Origin of the sequence: Phreatobacter sp. (assembly GCF_030691135.1) — a bacterium.
Lineage (GTDB): Bacteria > Pseudomonadota > Alphaproteobacteria > Rhizobiales > Phreatobacteraceae > Phreatobacter.
Map to the genome: position 1 here is coordinate 1 of NZ_JAUYFA010000079.1, position 22539 is coordinate 22539.

The following is a 22539-nucleotide window of genomic DNA, read 5'->3' on the forward strand; positions in this document are numbered from 1 at the left end:
CGACCGACTTCATCCTCAAGCCGATCGATCCCGCCGAGTTCAAGGCGCGTGTCCGCAACCTCATGCACCTCGCCGACGCGCAGACCAAGCTGAGGGATCAGGCTGCCTGGTTGTCGCTCGAGGTGGAGAAGGCCCTGGCTATGGCGCGGGGCCGCGAGGCCGAGATCGTCGCGCGCCTCGCCCGCGCCGCCGAATTGCGCGACCCCGAGACCGGGGAGCATCTCGAGCGCATGTCGCGCTATTCCGAGAAGATCGCACGGGCCATGGGGCTGGACGACGAATTCTGCCAGCGGTTGCGCATCGCCGCGCCCATGCACGACATCGGCAAGATCGGCGTCCCCGATTCCATTCTCCTGAAACCGGGGCCGCTCACCCCGGATGAGCGGAGTGAGATGGAGAAGCATGCCCAGCAGGGCGGTGAAATCCTCGAGCGCTCGTCGTCGGAGCTCATCCGGCTCGCTGGCGAGATCGCCATCTCGCATCACGAGCGCTATGATGGCTCCGGCTATCCCTTCCGCCTATCCGGAGAAGCCATTCCGATATCGGGTCGGATCACTGCGCTCGCCGACGTTTTCGATGCGCTCACCTCGGTGCGGCCCTACAAGGCGGCATGGCCGACCGAACAGGCACGCGCCTATATTCTCGCCGAGCGCGGCCGCCATTTCGATCCTCGATGCGTCGATGCCATGATCGCAGTCTGGCCGGACATCCTCGCCATTCACTCCGATCGTTGCGACATCGTGGCGGCAACGCGAGTCTGAGCGACACGTCGCGGCCGAGCGGCACATCACCCCTGCGGCGCGACGGTCGAACGCCAAGTCTCCTTGGCCGGGTGAGGCCACTGATGACCGTCATCGAGGTCGATGATCAGCCTGTCACGGCGTCTGCAAAAGGCTTGGCCTGAATAGCCCCTAGTTTTCTAGACGCCCTCGGTTAGCGTCTTGTGCTGCCGTTCGAACTCGACGGGCGACAGCATCCCGTTGCGAGCGTGTTTGCGCGTGGGGTTGTAGAACATCTCGATGTAGTCGAACACGTCCTGCCGTGCCTCGGCTCTTGTCTGATAGACCTTTTTGCGGATCCGTTCACGCTTGAGCAGATTGAAGAAGCTCTCCGCCACTGCGTTGTCATGGCATTTGCCGCGGCGGCTCATCGCCGCCGCGCGCTCGGTGTCTCGCCATAGGCCCTCTCGATGCCGGCCTCGGAATCCTTGTTTCGCGTCATCCGGCCAAAGGTCCCATTCTGTTGCCTTTTCGGAACGCATGTGGTCGCCCCCTGTTCAATAGCGACCAACGCCGATAAGGCTGTGTGTCAGCCGACGGGCCTTCCGGCATCGCCATCAGCCTCAGAAGTTTCCAGCATGAGCAACGCCGATCATGATGTCGTCGTCATCGGCGGGGGGCAGGCGGGCCTTGCGGTCGCCTATTACCTGCGGCGGGCCGCGATCGACTTCCTCGTCCTCGACGCAGCCGAGCACGCTGGCGGCGCCTGGCTTCATGCGTGGGATTCGCTGCGCCTGTTTTCGCCTGCCGGCTATAGCGGGCTTCCCGGTTGGCCTATGCCTCCGAGCGAGACGGAGGGGTTTCCCACCCGCAACGAGGTGGTCGACTATCTGACGCGCTACGAGCAGCGCTACCAGTTTCCGATCGAGCGGCCCTGCCTCGTCGAAGCGGTGGAGCGCGACGGTGACAGGCTCGTGGTCCGTCTGAAAGATCACCGGACCATCACGGCCCGCGCCGTGGTCAGTGCCACCGGCACCTGGGGCGTGCCGTTCATCCCCGCCTACCCGGGCGGCGACCTGTTCGGCGGTGTTCAAGTCCACTCCGCTGACTACCGCAATCCGGACCCTTTCGAAGGCAAACGCGTTCTGATCGTCGGCGGCGGCAATTCCGGGGCTCAGATCCTCGCAGAGGTCAGCAGGGTCGCGGAGACCATCTGGGTCACAATCAGTGATCCTGTCCTTCTGCCCGACGAGGTCGACGGGCGCGTCCTCTTCGCGCGCGCGAGCGCGCGTGTGCGAGGGGACTTCGACGGGGCCGCGACGACGACGCTCGGCGACATCGTGGTGGTGCCACCCGTGAAGGAGGCCAGAGACCGCGGCGTGCTCACGTCCGTTCGCCCCTTCGCCCGCTTTACGAACGTCGGCGTTGTCTGGCAGGACGGATCGGAGACCGAAGTTGATGCAGTTCTATGGTGCACCGGCTTCCGGCCTGCGACGGCGCATCTCCGGTCGCTCGACATCGTCGAACCCGACGGCCGCGTCGAGGTCGTTGATCAGCGGGCTGTCAAAGAGCCGCTGCTATGGCTGGCGGGCTATGGAAACTGGACCGGTGCGGCTTCGGCTACGCTGATCGGTGCAGGTCGCACGGCGCGGGAACTGGTTCCAAGGATGCTTGAGGCGCTGGGGCTGGCGACGCCGAACCAATGAAGCCTATGTCGGGTTCCGTCGCGCCTACGACGTCGTCCGGTGCGCCGCCGGCTCCGCGTCATCCCGCCGTGCCACGGAGTGGCGAGGAGACGCGTAACCCTAGCAGCGCCTAGAACGACAAAATTTCAGCACGGGTTTGCAGGTGATCGCCTCGCCCCGGTCCAGACAGCACATTGAAACCGGACAGCCTGCCGAAGGTGACCGGGCCTTCCTCGCCTTCGACCACGATGTTGCGTCCGATCGCCATGGCGTAGCGGACGCCCGGTTTCGGGTTGAGCACGGGACGGGTGGGTCCAAGCCCGTACTTGAGGAAATGCGAAACGTCCCAATGATGGGGGGCACCATCCGCCTGCACCGCCATCCAGCAGTGACCCGGCATCGAGATCCGCGCCCCTTCTTCGAAAAAAAGGCCGCTGACGTAGGCCGCTGATATCCCCGCAGCGCGGAAGGCCGCCACGCCGTAGCTGTGCGTGTCGATGCAGGTTCCCAGGTGCACGCCGCAGGTGAGGGGCGGCATGGCCTCCAGATCGTCCGCAAGCCCGATGTCGCGGACGCCATAGGTGAACCGCTCCTCGATGTGGCGGATGATGTGCTCGACCCGCTCCGGCGGGGGCAGGGTTGACGGCGCCACGTCTTCGATCAGCGTCGTGAGTTCGGCGGAGGGCGTTTCGTGCGGCCCTCCGTTCGGGGCGAAGGTCCAGTCCGGAAAGGCAGTGCCAGGCTCCTCGAAGACCAGCCTGACTTCGCCCGGTTCGCCGGCGCGCGGGCGCAGGCGCACCACCTCTTGGCCGCTGTTCAGGGCCCGGGCGTGCTGGACATCGAAGCCTGTGATGTCGATGTCGCGCAGAACTTGCTCGGGTGTACCGATCGGGATCGCCAGCACGATTTCTGCGCCCTCGTCGACGGGCTGTCCGAGTGTGAGCCTGATCACGGCCATTGTGTCTTCCCGGGCGGATGCGCAGTCAATTCACAGGAGGTCCCAGCGCGCCTCGAGGGTCCCGATCGAGGCCGGTGACAGCCTGACGTGACATGCCGATGACGGAAGCAGGGCGCAGCTGGCGGCATCAGACATGCATCATCGGTCCTTTGCCGAGGAGCGCTGGCTGACGCCTGCGTCCTGCAACGCCAACGTCACCGCAAGCCACGTTCGGTGCGCAACCCGACCTTCTCTTCGGACGACCCGTGGCTCCGCCACGCCATCCAGCGTAACGCGCGCCTCCAGTCGCCGTGGGAGCGATGCAGAAAGCCGGATTTTGCTCGTCGCCAAACCTGCTGAAACCGAATGTTTATTCTCCGCGCGATAGCATCTGCCATCATCTGGAGCGTGATTCGATGGGGCAGTTCAGGACGGGTGCTGCCCGACTTTCGGCCGGGCATCATTGCCTTGCTGCCGTGTTCATCACTCTCTACGGCTATCATGTCTGCAGCATCATCAGCGCCCTGGACCTGATCACCTGGGCGGTGACGCTGGTGCCGGTGCTCCTGATGCAATGGACAATGCGCTGGCTTGCGGTTTCCGTCGCGCCCTCGACAAGATCCGCTAGTTCACCGAATTGGGCATTCTCGCTCGAATTGCTGGCTTTTGCTCTTGGCGGCATCCTGATTGGGGTGATCAACACCAAAGTTCACGGTGTGCCGGTAACGAACGGTGTCAAGGTGGCTTTATCGTTCCTGGCGCTCGGCCTGTTCGCGGCATTGGACCAAGCCATTCTCGGCACGCGCGAGCGCCTGAAGCAAGGCGGTCTCTCAGAGCCGGTCGAAACCGTACGCCTGTCTTTGGCCACCCAATTGGCATGGCTGCTCGGGTCGATGATTGCCCTTGTTGTTGCCATCGCGGGCGCCTTGATGCTCCGCCTGCTCGACGAACCCGGGCCAGACACCGGACAGACGCTGGCGATCGAGCTTGCCGTGCTGTTCGCCAGCTTTAGTGCCTATTCGGCTTACGTGTTGTCGCGTGCGCATCAGGTATTTTCTCTTGCATTGGCTGAACAGCTTTCCGCGCTCGGTGGCATGACGTCCGGAGGCGCCAGTCGCCGCGCGCGCATCGCGATGCGCGACGAGATCGGGATGATTTCGACGCGCGTCAATTGGATGCTCGACGCGCTTCAAACGGCGGAGCAGCAACGGATCATCGCCCACGCCGCGATGTTGCGCGGCCTGATTGGTCTCGCCGGGACACGAGACAACGAAACGGGCCAACATCTGGCGAGGACGCAGAAATATGTGGAGACGATTGCCGCCGAACTGGCGAAGCAGCCACATTATCTGGCGGTCCTGACGCCTGAGGTAATCAAGCTCTGTGTCGCGGCAGCGCCACTCCATGACATCGGAAAGGTGGCAATTCCCGACGCCATCCTGCTGAAGTCGGGTAAACTGACGCACGAAGAGTTCGCCATGATGCAAACGCATGTCGGCGAGGGCGTGCGTGTGATCGACGCGATCATCGCCGAGGCCGGGGAATCGCCGTTTCTTCTGACGGCTCGAGAGATGGTCGGAGGCCACCATGAAAAATTCGATGGCTCGGGCTATCCTCTTGGTTTGAAGGCAGAAAGCATTCCGCTATCTGCGCGTCTAATGGCCGTTGCCGACGTCTATGACGCACTGCGTACGCAGCGCGTCTATAAGCCCGCTGTCGATCGAAACACCGCGCGGCAGATCATCATCGACGGTGCAGGCAAGCATTTCGATCCGGACATCGTCAGTGCGTTTCTGGTTGTTGAGCCTGTGATCGCCCGACTGTCCGAGACGATGGCTGATGCAGCTCAAATCCGCGCACCGGAGAAGGCAAATTTTTCGATCATTCATTGAGCTTGGTTGAGGCCGACAGAGGGCACCAAGCTCGTTGTCGAAATGCGCGATCAGCCGGTGTTTTTCACAGGCGGGCTCTTGCTGCGCGAGAGGTAGTTCGCCGTTGCGTAAGTCTCGATCCCCGAAACCACGCTGACCGCGATTACAGCGCGCCGGTCTTGCGGGACCCCTCATAGCCGGCCTCACACCCTGTGACGCCCGCTCGGCAAGCGTTCGACGGCTTCTGACGCTGAAGGGCAAGCCTCGTGGGCTCAGCATGACCCCGCCCGAACGGGCAGCACCAACGAAGCCGACGCAAAATTCTGGCGTGGCGATCGCAGCGGCTGAACCGGTCCGATGCGCCAAATCAATGTGGTGGCGTCGCTTCTCTGTAGGGTTCGCAGATCGCCTGCCGAGGTCGGTCCATGCCCGTCGCATCGTCTTCACGCCGCACGTTTCTGATAGCCTTCGCGTCGAGTGCCGTCATGACGGCTGCTGCCGCCGCCGGTGAACGCGTAGCCGATTCAACCGCGGTCGCGGAGCGGGTGCGGCGCCTCCTGAACACGGCCAGCAAGGGCCGCGAATGGACGACCGGCCGCGGCGTCAGGCGCTGGCCGATCATCATCGCCGGGGAACAGCAGGGTACGCTCTGGGAGGACGTGGACCCGCGGACGCTCGGGATCGGCGATCACTGGGAAGCCGGGTCAGGACTGCGCGTCGAACTCGTCCATAACAGCCGCGTCGTCGGCATGCTGCGGCTCAACCATGAGTGAGCGCCAACAAAGGCGGATCCCGCGATGAAGGGCTGGCGCACCACCCTCGGCATCGCGATCATTCTCGCCGCCCTGGTCGGCGCGGTCGGCGTTTATTGGTACGTCTATCTGTCTCCGATCGTCCTTCGCATGGCGGTGGCGCCGGCTGGCAGCGAAGCGGCGCATTTTTTCGCGACCTTCGCCAAGGTGAGCGAGGCGGAGAAGCAGCGCGTTCGGCTCGTCCTCGCGCCACTGACCAATCTTGCCGAATCCTCGGCAGCCATCGATGCCGGCGACGTCGACCTCGCCATCGCCCGGGCCGACTACCGGCTGCCGTCCACCGGCCTTGCCGTCGCCAACCTTCACCAGAACATCGCTGTGCTTGCCGTCTGCAATCCGGTGGCGGCGCAACCCGCCCTTCCGCGCCGCGGCGCCCCACAAGCTGCGGCGCAGGCAACTTCGATCCGGGGCTTCGCCGATCTGAAGGGCCGCCGCATCGGCATCCTCGGCAGGGGGCCGGCCAACCGGGCTCTCTTCGCGACACTCGCCGCCTATCACGGACTGCCCACGAGCAGCGTCACCATCGTCCCGTTCACCGATGTGGGCGATATCGCGGCGCAGACCAAGGTTCAGCCGGTCGACGGGCTCTTCATGGCGCCGCCGCGGGGGGACCAGCTCGTCGGAGCGGCCCTTGCTTCGATGACCTGCCCACCGGACCGCAGCATCGACGTCGTTCCTCTGGCGGAAGGCAGCGTCTTCCAGGCCCGCAACAGGATCTTCTCCTCGGTCGATCTCGTCGCGGGAGAATTCGGGGCCAATCCGGCACTGCCCGCCGAGGCCATGGCGACGCTCGCCTTTCCCTCCCTCATTGTCGCGCGGCGCGGCCTTCCCAACGACGTTGTGGAGGAGTTCGTCAAACAGCTCTTCAACACTCGCCATGGGCTCATGTCGCAGTTTCCGGCCGCGGCACGGATCGAGGCCTTGCCGACGGACCGCGGCTCGCCCTTCACCCTCCATCCCGGCGCTGCCGTCTATTACGACGGGGAGACCAAAAGCTTCTTCGAGCGCTACGAAACGCTGATCTACATCCTGCTTTTCGGCTTCAGCGGTATCCTCTCCGGCCTCATCTGGCTCTGGCGCTCCCTGTTTCCCACCCGCCGCCTCCTCGTTCACGAGGAGCACCACGCCTTCGAGAGCCTGATCGAGCGGGCCCGCCACGCCGCGACCGCCGGAGAGCTCGACGGCCTCGTCATCGAGATGGACGGACTGCTCGCGATCCTGTCGCGCAACATGCTCGAGGGCCGCATCGATATCGAACTGAAGCCGGCGTTCGACATCCTCAGCGAAAGGCTCGAAACAGCGATCGGCCAGCGGCGCACCGTGCTGACGCAGTCTGTGCCGGTGGAGACAATCCCTGCCGCCAGCCCGCCGTGTCCCGGGCCGACACCGGTCCGCGAAGGCTCTTGACCTTCCCACCGTTGGAAGGATCACATTCCGATCGATGAATACATGTTGGGGCGTCCCGTGTCGAACAAAACGAAATGGCTGGCAGCCTTGTTGGTGGCGGCCTGTGGCCTCGGGGGCTGGGTCTGGACCATGCGGCTCCAGCCCCTGGAACTCGCGGTTGCCAGAGAAGTGCAGAGTGTGCCGGTCGAGCTTTTCGGGTTGGGAACAGTCGAGGCGCATGTCGTCGCGCGCTTCGGGTTCAAGCAGGCCGGAACCCTCGTCGATCTCGCTGCCGATCATGGTGATGTCGTCGCCACAGGGGCCGTTCTCGCCCGCATCGACAGCCGCGAACAGCGGGCGCGGACGATGAAGTCCAGCTCAGGCGTCGCCAGCGCCGAGGCGGCGGTTCTGGTGGCACAGGCGGCGGCCAGCCGCAGCGGCGTCGTCCATGCCCAACGCCAGCAAACCAACCAGCGGCGCCAGGCGTTGCTTGCCCGCGGCACCATCTCCGTCGAACAGGCTGAAGAGGCGCAACTCACGGAAGCCACCGCGAAGGCGGATCTGACGGTCGGCGAGGCGGAAGTCGTCGCAGCGCGTGCGAGGCTCGAGGATGCCAAGGCCCAGCATGCCCTGGAAGACGCGGTCCTCAGCCAGCATGAGCTGCGGGCGCCCTTTGCCGGTGTGGTCATTGCGCGGGCCAAGGAACTCGGCGCTGTAGCCGGCGCGGGCGAAACCATCTTCACGCTCGTCGATCCCGCGACCTACTGGATCCTCGCCTATCTCGACGAGGCCCGGACCGGGGCCATCGCACTCGGGCAGTCCGCCAAGGTGCGCCTGCGATCGCAGCCCGGGCGGGAATTTTCGGGACGTGTCGTGCGGATCGGCCTCGAGGCCGATCGGGTCAACGAGGAGCGGCGCGTCTATGTGACCTGCGAGAACTGTCCGGCCAACGGTTACGTTCTCGGTGAGCAGGCGGAAGTCGTCATCCGCACCGGCGAGATGGAGCGGGTGACCCTCGTGCCTGAAGTCGCGATCGACGGACTGACGCATGGCCGTGGCTCCGTCTGGATCATCGCCGACGGAAAACTCGTCCGCCGCGAACTCGGCTTCGGACGCAGAACGCTCGATGGTCGCCACGAGGTGCTGGATCTCCCGACGGGGGAACGCATCGTCGTCGAGCGACACCCGCGCATGGTTGAAGGCCGGGCTGCGACCGCGGGCGTGCGGCGATGAATCTGGCTCTTCGCGACATCCGGCACAATGCCGGCCGCTTCCTCCTGACCTGCCTGGGGCTCAGCCTGCTCCTCGGCGTGGTCCTGTCGATGATCGGCATCTATCGTGGTCTCGTGGCCGACGCGCTCGGCATTGCCCGGGCGCCGGCGGCGGCGCTCTGGGTCGTCGAAGCGAAGAGCCGCGGCCCCTTCGCCGAGGCCTCCCGCATTCCCGGCGATACCCGCGAGGCCGTCGCGCGCATTGCCGGTGTCGAGGCCGCAGGCTCGGTCACCTACCAGTCGGTGGAGGCGCGACACCGGGCAAATCCGTTGCGGCTTTACGTGATCGGTTTCGAGCCCGGTCGCCCGGGCGGCCCGCGGGTGCTGGCGGAGGGACGCCAGATCACCCGGCCGCGCTTCGAGATGATCGCCGACAAGCGCAGCGGCCTCACCCTCGGCGATGTCGTGAGCATGGGGCGAAGCCAGTTCCGCATCGTCGGACTGACCACCGGCCAGGTGGCGTCCGGCGGCGATCCGGTGGTCTATGTGACGCTGCGGGACGCCCAGAGGCTGCAGTTCGACCTGGCGCCTGCCGCACAGAGGCGCGAGCAGGCGCGTGGCGCCACACCGGGATCCTCCGACATCGTCAATGCCGTCGTCGCCACGCTGATCCCCAATGCCTCCGGCACGATCGTCGCCGAGACCATGCGTCGGTGGAAACATCTGAACGCGCTCGATCAGGTGGAACAGGAGGCCATCCTCACCCGATCGGTGGTGGAGATGGCGCGGCGGCAGATCGGGCTCTTCACCTCGATCCTGCTGGTCGTTTCAGCCGTCATCATTGCGCTGATCATCTACACGCTGACGATCGACAAGCTGCGCGAGATCGCGACCCTCAAGCTCATCGGCGCACCCGACCGGGTCATCGTCGGCCTCATCGTCCAGCAGGCCATCGCCATGGGCGTCATCGGCTTCGCCTTTGGCGTCTTGCTTATCCTTGCCATCAAGGACCATTTTCCGCGCCGCGTGGTGATCGAACCGACCGATGTCGGCATTCTCGCCCTGATCGTCCTCACCGTTTGCCTCGTCGCGAGCAGCCTCGGTGTCCGCCTCGCCTTGAAAGTCGATGCGGCCAAGGCTCTGGGAGGGTGACATGAACCAGCCTCTGGTGTCGGTTCGTGCCGTATCCAAACATTTCGGCGAGGGTCCGGCTCGCGTCGATGCCCTGCGCGACGTGTCGCTCGACGTCATGGCGGGGGAGGTGGTCGGCCTCAAGGGGCCGAGCGGGTCGGGCAAAACCACGCTTCTCAACGTCATCGGCTGTATCCAGGAGCCGTCATCGGGCCAGGTCGTGCTCGGCGGCGAGACGATCTACGACGGCGGTTGGAAGACGCGTGACCTCAGGCGGATGCGTCTTGAGCGCATCGGCTTCATCTTTCAGTCCCACAACCTGTTGCCGTTCCTGTCCGTGGTCGAGAACGTGGCGCTGGTTCTCCTCCTGGCCGACCGGAGCCGGGCGGCAGCCACGGCGCGTGCCGATGAACTGCTCGACTATCTGGAGGTCGCCCAACGGCGCAACGCCATGCCATCCGTTCTGTCGGGTGGCGAGGCCCAAAGGGTGGCCATCGCGCGAGCACTCGCAAACCACCCGCGGATCATCCTCGCGGACGAACCGACGGCAGCCCTGGATTCCGACCGGGCGCGGATCGTCATGGACCTCCTCCGCCGGGTCGCCGTGGAGAACGAGGCGGCGATCGTCACGGTGACCCATGACGAGAAGATCTTCTCCCGGTTCGATCGGCTCATCTCGCTGCGGGACGGACGGCTCGACGACAGTCCGCACCAGGTCGCGCTCGCCGAACAGTCGCGCTGACCAGTGGCTGACGGGCTGCCGACCCTTCGGTGATCTTCTGTTACAGTGTTGAGACGCCCGCGATATGTTGCGCCGGTATTTTGCCGTGAGCGATCACAGGATTTGCCTTTCGTGGATGCGCCCGCCGGCTCGGTCATGGACTGCCCGTCTATCCTCGTCGTCGATGACGACGGCGAGATCCTCGTGCTCGTCGCCAAGTTTCTGCGGGGCCATGGCTTTCGCGTTCACACCGCGCGCAACGGCGTCGAAATGACCGAGGCCCTCGGCCGGACGCCGGTCGACCTCGTCGTCCTCGACCTGATGCTTCCGGGCACCAACGGTCTCGACCTGTGCCGCGATCTGCGCCGTACCTCCTCCGTCCCGGTGGTGATGCTGACCGCCAAGGGCGACGATATCGACCGCATCATCGGGCTGGAGGTGGGCGCCGACGACTACCTGCCGAAGCCTTTCAATCCCAGGGAACTGCTCGCGCGCGTCAATGCCGTGCTGCGCCGCTCGCGCGGGCAGGCGGCACCTGCGGGCCGTGCGGGACGTGGCTTCATCTTCGACGGATGGCGCGTCGACACCCTGAAGCGGGAGCTGAGCAATCCCTCCGGCGTCGTCGTCGACCTCTCGACCGGCGAGTACGATCTCCTCGTCGCCTTCCTCGAAGCGCCGCAGCGTGTCCTGTCCCGCGATTTCCTGCTGGACGCCGCGCGCAACCGCATCGCCGAGGCCTTCGATCGCACCATCGACGTCCAGGTCAGTCGCCTCCGCCGCAAGATCGGCGGTCCGCTCGACCTCATCAAGACTGTCCGCGGTGCCGGCTACATGTTCACGTCCGATGTCGCCCGTTTCTGATCCCCCGCCGCCATCCCTGCTTGGCCGCCTGCTGGCGCGCTTCGACAGCCTGACGGCCAGGACCGTGTTCGTCGTGCTCCTGGGCATTGGCATCGTGCATGTCGTCAGCCTCTGGACCTACCAAATCAGCCTCGACCGCGAGGTCGCCCTGTCCAGCGATGCGCGTCTGGCCGACCGCCTCCTCGCCATCAAGCGGGCGGTGATGCGCGTCCCGCCGGAGGAGCGCGAGGCGGTCGCGCACGACATGTCGGGGGGAACCGTCGACGCCCACTGGAGCCGGGCGGAACATGCCGTGGCCGGGGGCCCCGACGCCGCGCGGTGGGAGAGCCTCGGCCAGAGGCTGCGCGAGGTTCTGCCCGAGCTTGCCGAGGAAGGTCTCGTCATCGGCGCCAACCGCCGCGGCGCCGATGATCCGCACCTGGCTTTGATCTCGATACGCCTGCCGGACCAGAGCTGGGTGAACATCGGTCTCGTCGCACCACCGATCCGGTCCACGCATGCGCATGGAGCCCTGCTCTCCACTTCGCTCATGGCATTCGGCGCGCTCGTCGTGTCGATCTTGCTCGTCGGCTGGCTGACCCGGCCGATGTCCGCCTTCGCCGAGGCCGCCAAGGGCTTTTACCGCACGAAATCGGTGACGCCTCTGCCCGAGACGGGTCCCCGCGAGGTGCGTGACCTCGCCGCCGCCTTCAACGACATGCAGCGGCGGATCGCCTCGTTGATCGATGACCGGACCCAGGCCCTCGCTGCCGTTTCCCATGACCTCAAGACGCCGATCACCCGGTTGCGCTTCAGGGTCGAGGACATCGCCGATTCCGGTACGCGGGCGGCCATCGCCGCCGATCTCGACGACATGGAGAGGATGATCGACCAGACGCTCGCCTATCTTCGCGGCGACCGCGCCGAAGAGGAGATGCGCAGCGTCGATGTCGTCGCGATCCTCCAGACCATCACCGACGACTTCGCGGATCGCGGTCGCCCCATCGGCCTCGGCGGCTTGCCTTCCGCCGTCATGGCCGGGAGGCACCTCGCACTGAAACGCGCCCTCGGAAATCTGGTCGAAAATGCCGTCAAATATGCCGGGACCGTCGACGTCGCGGTGCACCGGGACGGCGACCGCTTCGTCGTGTCGATCCTCGACGATGGACCCGGCATTGCGCCGGCCGATGTCGACAGGGCCATGTCGCCCTTCGTGCGTCTCGAGCCCTCGCGCAACCAGAGCACTGGCGGGTTCGGCCTCGGCCTTCCCATCGCCAAGGCGATCATCGAGGGCCACGGTGGCACGTTGAGCCTTCTGCAGAGGTCGGAAGGCGGCCTCGCCGTCACCATCGTCCTGCCCGAGGGTGGCCCGGTCTCCTGATACAATCTGTAACTGTCGCGTCATGCGAGGTGGTGGCTCCGCGCGTAGGGGGGTCGTCATGAAAGCTTCCGTGACGCCCCGCACCATCCTCCTGGCCCTGATCCTGGCCGTCGCATCCCTTGTCGTCATGCTCCTTGCCGCGCCTTCGATCGCCCACGAGGGCCACGACCACGGCGCACCGCCGCCGCCCGTCTCCACCACCATCGCGCCGCGCGCCGATGCCTCGTCCGAGGATTTCGAGATCGTCCTGGTCGCCCGCGACGGCCGGCTGCAGATCTTTCTCGATACGTTCCGCGGCAACGAGCCCGTGCACGACGCCACCATCGAGATCGACGGGCCGCAGGGCACGGTCAAGGCCGAGCCGGACGGTGCGGGGGGTTATGGCGTTGCGGCGCCCTGGCTAGAGCAGCCCGGCGACTACGCGCTCGCGATCACCGTCCAGGCGCGGGGAATGGTCGACATCCTCACCGCGTCGCTCGTCATCCCCGCGCCGATCGCCGCGCCGCCGGTGGCGGCGGGGCGCTGGGGCGCCATCATCGACAGTGCGCTCGCGGCGGACCTGCGCACCCGCATCGCGGACGGAGGCATGACGATCTACGGCGCCCTGGCCGCCGCTTTCGCTGCCGGCTTCCTCGTGGCGCTTCTGCTGCGCCGCCGCCCCGCGACTGCCGCTGCCGCCCTGGCCCTTGCTCTGGCGGCCTCGGACAGCGGCCTGGCCGCCCCTCTGCCTGTCGCCGCGCCGGGATCTGCGGCCGCCGTGGCGGCGCGCGACATCGCCCAGCGCTTCCCTGACGGCGCGCTCTTTGTACCGAAGTCGACGCAGAGGATTCTCGGCATCCGCACGCTCTTCACCGAAGTGCGCACCTATGCGCGCAGTGTCGAACTGCCCGGTCGCGTCATTCCCGACCCGAACCGCGCCGGCTATGTCCAGGCCTCCGTCGCCGGTCGCCTCGTTCCGCCTCCCGGCGGCTTCCCGCGCCTTGGAGCACGCGTCGCCGCCGGCGATCTCCTGGCGCTGGTCCAGCCGGCGATCAACTCCGCCGACTCCACGGCGCAGCAACTGCAGGCACGCGAACTCGAACAGCAGATGGCCCTCGGCGAGCGTCGCCTGGAACGGCTCAGGCAGATCCAGTCCGTGGTGGCGCGGGCGCAGATCGAGGATGCGGAACTGGAACTGGCGGGACTTCGCCTGCGCCGCGCCAATCTCGACCGGGCGCCGCGTGAACCGGAGCGCCTCGTCGCCCCCGTCAGCGGCGTCGTCGCCTCGGTTCAGGCGATCGCCGGGCAGATCGCCGATCCCGTCACGGCGATCTATCTCATCATCGATCCCGACTCCCTCTGGGTGGAGGCGCTGTCCTTCGAAGTGCGCGCGCTCGCCGCCGAGGCCTCCGGCCGACTGGCGGATGGTGGTGCGCTCAGTCTCGTCTACCGCGGCAGTGGCCTCGCCGACCGCAACCAGGCCGTCCCCATTCAGTTCAGCATCGAGGGGAAGGCGGGCGCCCTGCGCCCCGGCCAGTTGCTCACCGTTCTCGCGCGCTCCACCGCGGAACGTCGTGGCATCGCTCTTCCACGCACCGCCGTCGTGCGCGGCGCCAACGGCCAGTCCATCGTCTATGCCCATGCGAACGCCGAACGCTTCGTGCCGATGGAGATCCGTGTCGAGCCACTCGACGGCAACCATGTTCTCGCGATCTCCGGGATCGAACCGGGCCGGCGCATCGTTGTGCAGGGCGCCGAACTCCTGAACCAGGTCCGGTAGGGCGCACCATGTTCAACGCCCTCGTCACCCAGTCCCTGAAGAACCGGCTCTTCGTCCTCGCCGTCGCGGCCATGCTGGTGATCTACGGCGCGATCACCGCGTCACGTCTCCCCGTTGACGTCTTCCCGGACCTCAACCGCCCGACGGTCACGATCATGACGGAGGCGGACGGTCTCGCGCCCCCCGAAGTCGAGCAGCTCGTCACCTATCCGATCGAGACGCAGATGAACGGCTTGCCGGGTGTGTCGCGCGTGCGCTCCACCTCCGGGATCGGCCTGTCCATCATCTATGTCGAATTCGACTGGGGCACGGATATCTTCCGCAACCGCCAGCAGATCGCCGAGAGGCTGTCACTGATCCAGCCGCAATTGCCTGCGGGCGTCGTGCCCCAGATGGGCCCGATCAACTCGATCATGGGCCAGATCATGCTGGTGGCGGTGACCGGGCCCGACACCGTCGCGCCGATGGACCTCCGGGAGCTCGCCGACTTCACCATCCGGCCACGGCTCCTCGCCATTCCCGGCATCGCTCAGGTGATCCCCATCGGCGGAGAGGTGCGGCAGTTCCGTGTGTCGCCGAATTCCGCCGCCATGCGCGCTTTCGGCGTCGGCCTCGAACAGGTCGAGCGCGCTCTCGCCCAGTTCGGGACCAATACGGGCGGGGGCTTCGCCGATCAGTATGGCCGCGAGTTCCTCATCCGCAACATCGGGCGCAGCCGCAGCCTCGAGGACCTGCGCGGCGTCGTGGTGGCGAGCGTCTCCGGCCAGCCAGTGCTCCTCGGCCAGGTCGCCGAGGTCGGCTATGCCGCGAGGATGAAACGGGGCGAGGGCGGCTATCAGGGGCGGCCCGCCGTCATCGTGTCGATCGAGAAGCAGCCGGGCATCGACACCATCCGCCTCACCGCGACCATCGAGCAGGCGCTGCGCGAGATCACCGCGACCCTGCCGAGCGGCATCCGGGCCGACCAGGTCCTGTTCCGCCAGGCCACCTTCATCCAGACCTCCATCGACAACGTCATGAAGGTGCTCGTCGAGGCCATCGTCGTCGTCGCCATCGTCCTTTTCGTCTTCCTCCTCAACGTGCGGACGACCATCATCTCGCTCACTGCCATCCCCGTCTCCATCCTGATGACGGCCATCGTGTTCCAGGTGATGGGTCTGTCGATCAACACCATGACGCTCGGGGGCCTCGCCATCGCCATCGGCGAACTCGTGGATGACGCGGTCGTCGACGTCGAGAACATCCTGCGGCGGCTTCGCGAGAACCGCGAGGCCGGAGATCCCCGCTCCGCCTTCACCGTGGTCGTTGCGGCGAGCCAGGAGGTCCGCTCGGGCATCGTCTACGCGACCATGGTCATCGTTCTGGTCTTCGTGCCGCTTTTCGCCCTGACCGGCATCGAGGGGCGGCTCTTCGCACCACTCGGTCTGGCCTACATCATCTCGATCCTCTCGAGCCTGATCGTCGCGGTCACGCTGACGCCGGTCATGGCCTACTATCTTCTGCCGGGCATGCGCCGGCTCGACGCACGCGAGAGCTGGCTGATCCGCCGGTTGAAGGCCGGCAACGAGGCGCTGCTCACGCTGGCCTTCGGCCGACCACGCCTGCTGATGGCGACCGTCCTCGTGGGGGTCGTCGGCGCCGGCGCACTGGCGGCCCAGTTGCCGCGCGCGTTCCTGCCGCCCTTCAACGAGGGCACGCTGACCATCAACATGCTGTTCAACCCCGGCATATCGCTGGCCGAAAGCCACCGTGTCGGTCTCATCGCCGAGCGCCTGATCCTGGAGGTTCCGGAGGTCGAACGGGTGGGGCGGCGCACCGGCCGCGCCGAACTCGACGAGCATGCCGAGGGCGTTCATGCGTCGGAGGTCGAGGTCGCCCTGAAACCTGGCCGGCCGAAGGACGTGATCATCGCGGACATACGCTCCCGGCTCGCCGTCTTGCCGGTGGCGACCAATATCGGGCAGCCGATCTCCCATCGGCTCGATCACATGCTCTCAGGCGTGCGCGCGCAGATCGCCCTGAAGATCTTTGGGGAGGACCTCGACACCCTGCGCGCGCTGGCCGAGGCGATGAGGCAGAAACTGGCAGCGATCCCCGGCATCGTCGATCTCCAGGTCGAGCGGCAGGTGCGCGTGCCCCAGCTCGAGGTCATCGTCGACTACCGCCGTGCGGCGCTCTACGGAATCCAGCCGGCCGCCGTTACGGAACAGCTCGAGCGCCTCTCCAACGGCCGCGTCGTGTCGCGCATCGTCGACGGCAACCGCCGCTTCGACGTGGTGCTTCGGCTCGACGACGTCCAGCGCACCACGCAAGGCATCGCCGACCTGCTGATCCAGACGCCCGCGGGCTGGGTCCCGGTCCGCCAGTTCGCCGATGTCGTGGAGACCGACGGTCCGAACCAGATCCTGCGTGAGAACGGCCGTCGCCGGGTGGTGGTCCTCGCCAATGCCGACGGCGGTGCCGACATGGCCGCAGTGATCGCGAAGGTGCGCGAGGTCATCGCCGCGACGACCCTGCCCCCCGGCTTCTTCGCCAGTCTGGAAGGAACGTTCCAGGCGCAGGAAGACTCGATGAGGACCATCGGCCTGCTCTCGCTGGTCTCCTTCGCGATGATCTTCGCCATTCTCTTCGCGCGCTACCGCTCGGTGGTTTTCGTTGCCATCATCATGACCAGCGTGCCGCTGGCCCTGATCGGTTCGGTGGTGGCCCTGTGGATCGCCGGCCAGCCGCTGTCTGTGGCCTCGATGATCGGCTTCATCACCCTGACCGGCATCGCGACGCGGAACGGCATCCTGAAGATCAGCCACACGATCAACCTGGCGATCCATGAGGGCATGCCCTTCGGCCGCGACCTGATCGTCCGCGGCAGCCTCGAACGGCTCACGCCCGTGTTGATGACGGCGCTCTCCGCCGGTGTCGCGCTGATCCCGCTGATGATCGACCCGACCGCGCCGGGCAAGGAGATCCTGCATCCCGTGGCCGTCACCATCTTCGGCGGTCTCGTCAGCGCCACCCTGCTCGACACGGTCCTGACGCCGACCCTGTTCCTGCGCTACGGCCGCGCGTCCTTGGAGCGTCTCGTCGCTGACGCGCGCACCGGTCGCGACGAGGCTGGCACTGCAACGAAGCCCGCTGAGGCCTACTAGACCCTCGAGGAGACAATCCGATGCCCAACTGGACCGCCCTCTTCCTTGCCCTGTCCTTGACCGCCAGTGCCGCTGTTGCCCATGAGGCCCGCCAGGGCCCCAACGGCGGCAAGCTGGTGGATGCAGGAAGCCAGTACCATGCCGAACTGGTGGCGAAGGGCACGACCGAAGTGGTCGTTCACATGAGCGACGCCACCGACAAGCCCATCCCGGCGGAAGGGTTCCGTGCCAACGCCATTCTCGTCGTGAACGGGCAGACCATACGCTTTGCACTTCAGCCGGCCGGCGGATCACGCTTGGTCGGAACGGCGCCGGTTCCCGTACCCGCCGGCGTTCGCGGCGCGGTGCAGATCACCTCGCCGCAGGGCGCGACGGCTCAGGCGCGCTTCTAGGCCATCAGGCATCATCTCCCGAAAGGATAGCGACATGTCATCCCGTATCTCTGCTGTGGGTCTTGCCGGCACCCTGCTCCTCGCCACCATCGTCATCGCTCCTGCCCAGCAACACGGTCATGGTCATCATGGCCACGGCCATCATGGCCAGGGATCGTCAGGTCAGGGCCATCAGAGCAGTGGCGCCGCTCCGTCGGCCCCTCACCAGCACGGCGGCGCCACGACCGGGCCCACTGCCGGCGAGCACCCGTCCGTCGCCGCTTTCAGGGCCGCCAACGACCGGATGCACCGCGATATGGACATCCGCTTCACCGGCAATGCCGACGCGGATTTCGTCCGCGGCATGATTCCCCATCACCAGGGGGCCATCGACATGGCGAAGGTCGTGCTTGAGCACGGCAAGGACGAACAGGTCCGCAAATGGGCGGCCGACATCATCCGCGAGCAGGAGCGTGAGATCGCCGAGATGCGGGGATGGCTGACGAGGCATGGCCACAATTGACGCGGTGGATGGCCAAGGGGCACGACCCTGCCGCCGTAAGCCCGTCGCCGACGACCTGTCGGCGGCAGCCGAGGGGTCTGACAGCCGTTTCTGGTCAAGGCTGCAACTGGCGCATCGCTGCAGCCAACCTGCCTCCGGCATACCCCCGGTGGTTCATTCAAGAGATACGGTCGTTGAATTGAAGGAAGCCCGCGGACCGCGCCTGCAGACTATGCCTTCATGAAAAGGTGCTTGTAGCCGAAGAGTGCTGTCGAGCCGCCTGTATGCAGAAAGACGACGTCCTCGTTGTCGCCAAACTTGCCCTTGCGGATCGCATCGATCATTCCGGCCATCGCCTTGCCGCTGTAGACCGGATCCAGCAGGATTCCTTCCGTTCGCGCCACCAAAGTCAGCGCGTCCACCATGCCTGGGGTCGGCAGGCCATAGCCGGGGCCAACATGGCCATCATCCGCGAAGACATGCTCGCGTTTGACCACGCCACTTTGCCCGAGATGATCGGCCGTGCGGCAGGCGAGATCAAAGACGATCTCTTCCTGCTTCTGGCGCGGGTGGCGAACCGAAACGCCGTAAACCGCAATGGGACTTCTCATGGCCGCAAAGCCGGCAACAAGGCCGGCTTGGGTACCGGAACTGCCCGTCCCGTGGACGAGGCGCGTCACGTTGACTCCGAGGTGGTTCGCCTGGGCCATCAGTTCCATCGCGCAGGCCACATAGCCGAGAGCGCCGATCGGGTTCGAGCCACCACCGGGAATGACATAGGGCTTGGCGCCCTTTGCCCTAAAATCGTCCGCCGCCGCCGCGCAAGCGGCGGCAACATCGCTGCCGCCGGCCACATAACTGCGAGAGCAACCGAACAGTTCATCGAGCAGGATATTGCCGTTCTCTTCGTAGTCCGTGTCGGTGTCTGTCACGCGCCGTTCGAGGACGGCATGGCACTGCAAGCCGAACCGCGCGGCTGCGGCCGCGGTCATGCGCACATGGTTCGATTGCACCGCGCCTGGCGTGATCAGCAGGTCGCACCCCTTCGCGAGCGCATCGGCCACGAGGAATTCAAGCTTGCGGGCCTTGTTGCCCCCCTGCGCCAGACCCGTGCAATCGTCGCGCTTGATCCAGAGACGAGGACCACCAATCGCCTGCCGCAGCCGGTCGAGCGGCTCCAACGGGGTGGGCGCATGCGACAGGCTGACACGCGGGAAAGGTTGGAGGAGCATCGGGAGCCACCCTGTTGGAAATGCAATTCGCCGAGGCTAGCGCCGCGACCTCCCCATTAGAAATTCCGATTGCACAAGGCTTATGCAGAAAATGCATGATCCTTAGGCAGGTCGGTGATCGCGCGCCAGACATGCTCGACCACCGAGCGTTCTCGCTCTGCCCGCCGGTAGGCCCTGATCTCGACGGGCAGGTCATATTCGCCGTGAGGCGCGCAAAGAGCTATCCGCCCTGATGCCAGTTCCGAGGCGATAGCCGATCGCGGCAGCCACGCGACCCCTTCCCCGGCCAAGGCCATACCCTTGAGCGCCTCGACCAGTGAGCTCTCGAAGGATGGACGCGCCCGTCGGATCAGGTCCCAGGTCTCCAGGGCAGATCCCACGAGGCGACCCAGATAGGAATTGTTGGAATAGGCCAGAAGCGGAAAGGGCTCATCGATCGCCGCATCGATTGTATGGCGCGCCGCTCCGTCGCCGCCGATGGCCGAAACCGGGGTGACAACATCCCCGCCAATGTTTGCCGCCTCGAACCGCGGCATTCCGAACATCGAGGGAACTGTGCTGGTGTTGAAGGCCAGAACCAGATCGCAGGCACCTTCCATCAAGGCCTGGCCGCAATCATGAAGGTCCGCGGTCATCATTTTCACATTGAGTTCGCCCGCGCCTTCAGCCTGGCGCAGGGCCGCGATCCAGGTCGGAGCGAAATGGATTGCGAGGGTATGGGTCGCGCAGATCCGGATCGTTCGGGCATCCCGCTTGACCAGGCCACGGAATTCCGCCCGCTCCCGCTGCAGGACACGAACCACGTCGAGGGCGGTCTGATAGAAGGAATGTCCCGCCGGCGTCAGCGTTGTCGGAAAACGGGAGCGATCGATCAGGTCCGTGCCCAGCCAATGCTCGAGGGCGCGAATGCGCCGGCTGAAGGCAGATTGGCTGATGTTCCGCTCCTCCGCCGACCGCGAGAAATTACCGCTCGAAGCGAGGCTGATGAAATCCTCCAGCCAGCCAATTTCCATGTGGTCCTCGCCATTCTCCGGGTGCGGCGAAGGCTCGCCGCCCGCTTCCCGTCATGCGCATCGTGCATAACGTATCGAAAATGAGCAATGGCAGGATCCAGGAGCCTGCCGCAAGCTTGCAGCCTCAGGATAACTGTCCCGTTGTTTTGGCGGGCGTTCAGGTTCGCTAGGAGGATTGTGATGCGCCTTGTCAGACGTCTTGCTCTCATTGCCGGGATTGGCTTGACCGTGTTCAGCCTGGCCAGTGAGCCGGCTCTCGCCCAGAGGCGAGGCGGCACGCTGGTTCAGATCACGCAGCCCGAGCCACCCTCACTGGGATCCTACATCTCGACCGCCAATCCCGTCGGCCAGGTTGCATCCAAGATCTATGACGGCCTTCTCGAATATGACTTCGACCTGAAGCCGATCCCGAGCCTTGCCGAGTCCTGGACGGTATCGGACGACGGCAAGACGGTGACATTCCGGCTGCGATCGGGCGTGAAATTCCACGATGGTCAACCCATGACCAGCGCCGACGTCCAGTTCACCTTCATGGAGGTGCTGAAGAAGGTCCATCCGCGCGGGATCAACACCTTCGCCGAAGTCACGGCGATCGACACGCCCGACGCCCAGACCGTGGTGTTTCGCCTGAACCGGCCCGCTCCCTACATGATGGCGGCGCTCTCGGGCTATGAATCGCCGATCCTGCCGAAACATGTCTTCAGCCAGGGCGACATCCGCACCCACCAGAACGCCAACAGGCCCATCGGTACGGGTCCGTTCAAGTTCGTCGAATGGCGCCGCGGCGAGTTCGTCCGTCTCGACCGCAATGCGGATTACTGGAAACCGGGTCTGCCCTATCTCGACCGGATCGTGGTGCGTTTCATCGGCGACACGGGCACCCGCGCTGCCGCGCTCGAAAGGGGCGAGGCACATATCGCCGGCTTCGGGGCCGTGCCCTACAACGACGTGAAAAAGCTTGAGGCGCTCCCCAACATCCAGATCGTCACGCGGGGCTACGAAATGCTGTCACCGGTTGTTGAACTGATGTTCAACACCCGCCGAGCGCCTTTCGACAACGTCAAGGTCCGGCAGGCGATCTCCTATGCGATCGACCGCAAATTCGTCATCGACAATATCTGGTTCGGATTCGGCAAGCCGACCAATGGTCCGATCAGCTCGAACTTCGCGCCGACCGGCCTCTACAGCGCCGATGTGACGAATTACAACGTGCCCGACGGCATCGAGCGTGCGAACAGGCTGCTCGATGAGGCGGGCTTCCCGCGCAGGGCCGATGGCTTCCGGTTCGAGATCACCCACGACATCACGCCTTACGGCGAGGAATGGCGGCGGTTCGGCGAGTATACCCAGCAGGCCCTGGCCCGCATCGGGATCAAGGCGAACCTGCGCTACGAAGATGTCGCGACCTGGTTGAAGCGCATCTATACCGATTACGACTACGAGGTTTCCTCCAACCATCTGTTCAATCTGGCTGACCCGGTCCTCGGGGTGCACAGGGCCTTCCATTCGCGCTTCATCCGGCCGGGTACCGTGTTCGTGAATGGTGTGCGCTGGAGCGATCCGCGGGCCGATGAACTCATGGACCGGGCAACGATCGAAACCGATCCGAAGAAGCGGGCCGAACTCTATGCGGAGGTCCAGAGGATCGTCGTCGCCGCCGCCCCGCTCGCCTGGACGCACGAAATCAGCTTCGCCACGGTGCTGGACAGGCGGTTCCGCGACGTGATCGTCAGCCCGCTCGGTCTCTTCTCGTCGTTTGACCGTGCCTGGCGCGAATAGGCACCAGGAAACGCAAGGCGGCGCCTTACGAGGCGCCGCAGGG

Annotated in this window: 18 protein-coding genes and 1 pseudogene; 15 read left to right on the plus strand and 4 right to left on the minus strand. The window is 65.6% G+C overall.

All coding sequences use genetic code 11. From position 1 onward, the window contains the following. The coding region (locus Q8O26_RS14210) for an HD-GYP domain-containing protein (RefSeq protein ID WP_305576692.1) at positions 1 to 761 on the plus strand (761 nt) is incomplete at its 5' end. A gap of 158 nt (positions 762 to 919) precedes the next feature. Here Q8O26_RS14210 and Q8O26_RS14215 read toward each other — a convergent pair. Then, a pseudogene (locus Q8O26_RS14215) lies at positions 920 to 1156 on the minus strand (IS3 family transposase); the annotation flags it as partial. Positions 1157 to 1357: 201 nt separating this feature from the next. Between Q8O26_RS14215 and Q8O26_RS14220 the strand changes: the two are divergent. Continuing rightward, positions 1358 to 2425: an ArsO family NAD(P)H-dependent flavin-containing monooxygenase gene (locus Q8O26_RS14220; protein WP_305576694.1), complete on the plus strand. Its 1068-nt coding sequence runs from the start codon at positions 1358 to 1360 to the stop codon at positions 2423 to 2425. A 109-nt stretch (positions 2426 to 2534) separates the two neighbouring features. Here the strand turns inward: Q8O26_RS14220 and Q8O26_RS14225 are convergent, their stop codons facing one another. Further along, complete coding sequence (locus Q8O26_RS14225) at positions 2535 to 3362, minus strand: transglutaminase-like domain-containing protein (RefSeq protein WP_305576696.1); 828 nt, start codon at positions 3360 to 3362, stop codon at positions 2535 to 2537. A 299-nt stretch (positions 3363 to 3661) separates the two neighbouring features. On the opposite strand from Q8O26_RS14225, the gene Q8O26_RS14230 reads away from it, so the two are divergent. From Q8O26_RS14230 to Q8O26_RS14285, 12 genes are all read left to right on the plus strand, one after another. Then, a complete protein-coding gene (locus tag Q8O26_RS14230) occupies positions 3662 to 5233 on the plus strand; it encodes an HD-GYP domain-containing protein (protein ID WP_305576698.1) in 1572 nt (523 codons plus the stop codon). A gap of 404 nt (positions 5234 to 5637) precedes the next feature. Then, on the plus strand, positions 5638 to 5985 hold the full coding sequence (locus Q8O26_RS14235) for a hypothetical protein (RefSeq protein WP_305576700.1): 348 nt from the start codon (positions 5638 to 5640) through the stop codon (positions 5983 to 5985). 24 nt (positions 5986 to 6009) lie between these two features. Next, entirely contained in the window at positions 6010 to 7431 is a 1422-nt protein-coding gene (locus Q8O26_RS14240; protein ID WP_305576702.1) for a TAXI family TRAP transporter solute-binding subunit, read from the plus strand. Between the two features lie 129 nt (positions 7432 to 7560). Further along, positions 7561 to 8643, plus strand: a complete 1083-nt coding sequence (locus Q8O26_RS14245; protein WP_305576704.1) for an efflux RND transporter periplasmic adaptor subunit — start codon at positions 7561 to 7563, stop codon at positions 8641 to 8643. Next, entirely contained in the window at positions 8640 to 9773 is a 1134-nt protein-coding gene (locus Q8O26_RS14250; protein WP_305576706.1) for an ABC transporter permease, read from the plus strand. The genes Q8O26_RS14245 and Q8O26_RS14250 overlap by 4 nt, the downstream gene beginning before the upstream one ends. A gap of 1 nt (position 9774) precedes the next feature. Next, positions 9775 to 10494, plus strand: a complete 720-nt coding sequence (locus tag Q8O26_RS14255) for an ABC transporter ATP-binding protein (RefSeq protein ID WP_305576707.1) — start codon at positions 9775 to 9777, stop codon at positions 10492 to 10494. A 135-nt stretch (positions 10495 to 10629) separates the two neighbouring features. Continuing rightward, a complete protein-coding gene (locus tag Q8O26_RS14260) occupies positions 10630 to 11334 on the plus strand; it encodes a response regulator (protein ID WP_305576775.1) in 705 nt (234 codons plus the stop codon). Next, a complete protein-coding gene (locus tag Q8O26_RS14265) occupies positions 11318 to 12694 on the plus strand; it encodes an ATP-binding protein (protein WP_305576709.1) in 1377 nt (458 codons plus the stop codon). Before Q8O26_RS14260 ends, Q8O26_RS14265 begins: the two co-directional genes overlap by 17 nt. Positions 12695 to 12752: 58 nt before the next feature. Next, a complete protein-coding gene (locus Q8O26_RS14270) occupies positions 12753 to 14453 on the plus strand; it encodes an efflux RND transporter periplasmic adaptor subunit (RefSeq protein WP_305576711.1) in 1701 nt (566 codons plus the stop codon). Between the two features lie 8 nt (positions 14454 to 14461). Further along, positions 14462 to 17599, plus strand: a complete 3138-nt coding sequence (locus Q8O26_RS14275; RefSeq protein ID WP_305576713.1) for an efflux RND transporter permease subunit — start codon at positions 14462 to 14464, stop codon at positions 17597 to 17599. 20 nt (positions 17600 to 17619) lie between these two features. Continuing rightward, positions 17620 to 17991 (plus strand): hypothetical protein, encoded by a 372-nt coding sequence (locus Q8O26_RS14280; RefSeq protein ID WP_305576716.1) that lies wholly within the window; start codon positions 17620 to 17622, stop codon positions 17989 to 17991. 34 nt (positions 17992 to 18025) lie between these two features. Next, complete coding sequence (locus tag Q8O26_RS14285; RefSeq protein ID WP_305576718.1) at positions 18026 to 18493, plus strand: DUF305 domain-containing protein; 468 nt, start codon at positions 18026 to 18028, stop codon at positions 18491 to 18493. 209 nt (positions 18494 to 18702) lie between these two features. Here the strand turns inward: Q8O26_RS14285 and Q8O26_RS14290 are convergent, their stop codons facing one another. Next, on the minus strand, positions 18703 to 19704 hold the full coding sequence (locus tag Q8O26_RS14290) for a D-cysteine desulfhydrase (protein WP_305576720.1): 1002 nt from the start codon (positions 19702 to 19704) through the stop codon (positions 18703 to 18705). Between the two features lie 80 nt (positions 19705 to 19784). Continuing rightward, entirely contained in the window at positions 19785 to 20717 is a 933-nt protein-coding gene (locus Q8O26_RS14295; protein WP_305576721.1) for a LysR substrate-binding domain-containing protein, read from the minus strand. Positions 20718 to 20945: 228 nt separating this feature from the next. Here Q8O26_RS14295 and Q8O26_RS14300 point away from each other — a divergent pair, with 228 nt between their 5' ends. Next, positions 20946 to 22496 (plus strand): ABC transporter substrate-binding protein, encoded by a 1551-nt coding sequence (locus Q8O26_RS14300; protein WP_305576777.1) that lies wholly within the window; start codon positions 20946 to 20948, stop codon positions 22494 to 22496. Positions 22497 to 22539: the final 43 nt, after the last annotated feature.

Coding starts and splice junctions, on each gene's coding strand:
- Q8O26_RS14220 (WP_305576694.1), top strand. CDS start 1,358: ATGAGCAACGCCGATCATGATGTCGTCGTCATCGGCGGGGGGCAGGCG.
- Q8O26_RS14225 (WP_305576696.1), bottom strand. CDS start 3,362: ATGGCCGTGATCAGGCTCACACTCGGACAGCCCGTCGACGAGGGCGCA.
- Q8O26_RS14230 (WP_305576698.1), top strand. CDS start 3,662: ATGCAGAAAGCCGGATTTTGCTCGTCGCCAAACCTGCTGAAACCGAAT.
- Q8O26_RS14235 (WP_305576700.1), top strand. CDS start 5,638: ATGCCCGTCGCATCGTCTTCACGCCGCACGTTTCTGATAGCCTTCGCG.
- Q8O26_RS14240 (WP_305576702.1), top strand. CDS start 6,010: ATGAAGGGCTGGCGCACCACCCTCGGCATCGCGATCATTCTCGCCGCC.
- Q8O26_RS14245 (WP_305576704.1), top strand. CDS start 7,561: ATGCGGCTCCAGCCCCTGGAACTCGCGGTTGCCAGAGAAGTGCAGAGT.
- Q8O26_RS14250 (WP_305576706.1), top strand. CDS start 8,640: ATGAATCTGGCTCTTCGCGACATCCGGCACAATGCCGGCCGCTTCCTC.
- Q8O26_RS14255 (WP_305576707.1), top strand. CDS start 9,775: ATGAACCAGCCTCTGGTGTCGGTTCGTGCCGTATCCAAACATTTCGGC.
- Q8O26_RS14260 (WP_305576775.1), top strand. CDS start 10,630: ATGGACTGCCCGTCTATCCTCGTCGTCGATGACGACGGCGAGATCCTC.
- Q8O26_RS14265 (WP_305576709.1), top strand. CDS start 11,318: ATGTCGCCCGTTTCTGATCCCCCGCCGCCATCCCTGCTTGGCCGCCTG.
- Q8O26_RS14270 (WP_305576711.1), top strand. CDS start 12,753: ATGAAAGCTTCCGTGACGCCCCGCACCATCCTCCTGGCCCTGATCCTG.
- Q8O26_RS14275 (WP_305576713.1), top strand. CDS start 14,462: ATGTTCAACGCCCTCGTCACCCAGTCCCTGAAGAACCGGCTCTTCGTC.
- Q8O26_RS14280 (WP_305576716.1), top strand. CDS start 17,620: ATGCCCAACTGGACCGCCCTCTTCCTTGCCCTGTCCTTGACCGCCAGT.
- Q8O26_RS14285 (WP_305576718.1), top strand. CDS start 18,026: ATGTCATCCCGTATCTCTGCTGTGGGTCTTGCCGGCACCCTGCTCCTC.
- Q8O26_RS14290 (WP_305576720.1), bottom strand. CDS start 19,704: ATGCTCCTCCAACCTTTCCCGCGTGTCAGCCTGTCGCATGCGCCCACC.
- Q8O26_RS14295 (WP_305576721.1), bottom strand. CDS start 20,717: ATGGAAATTGGCTGGCTGGAGGATTTCATCAGCCTCGCTTCGAGCGGT.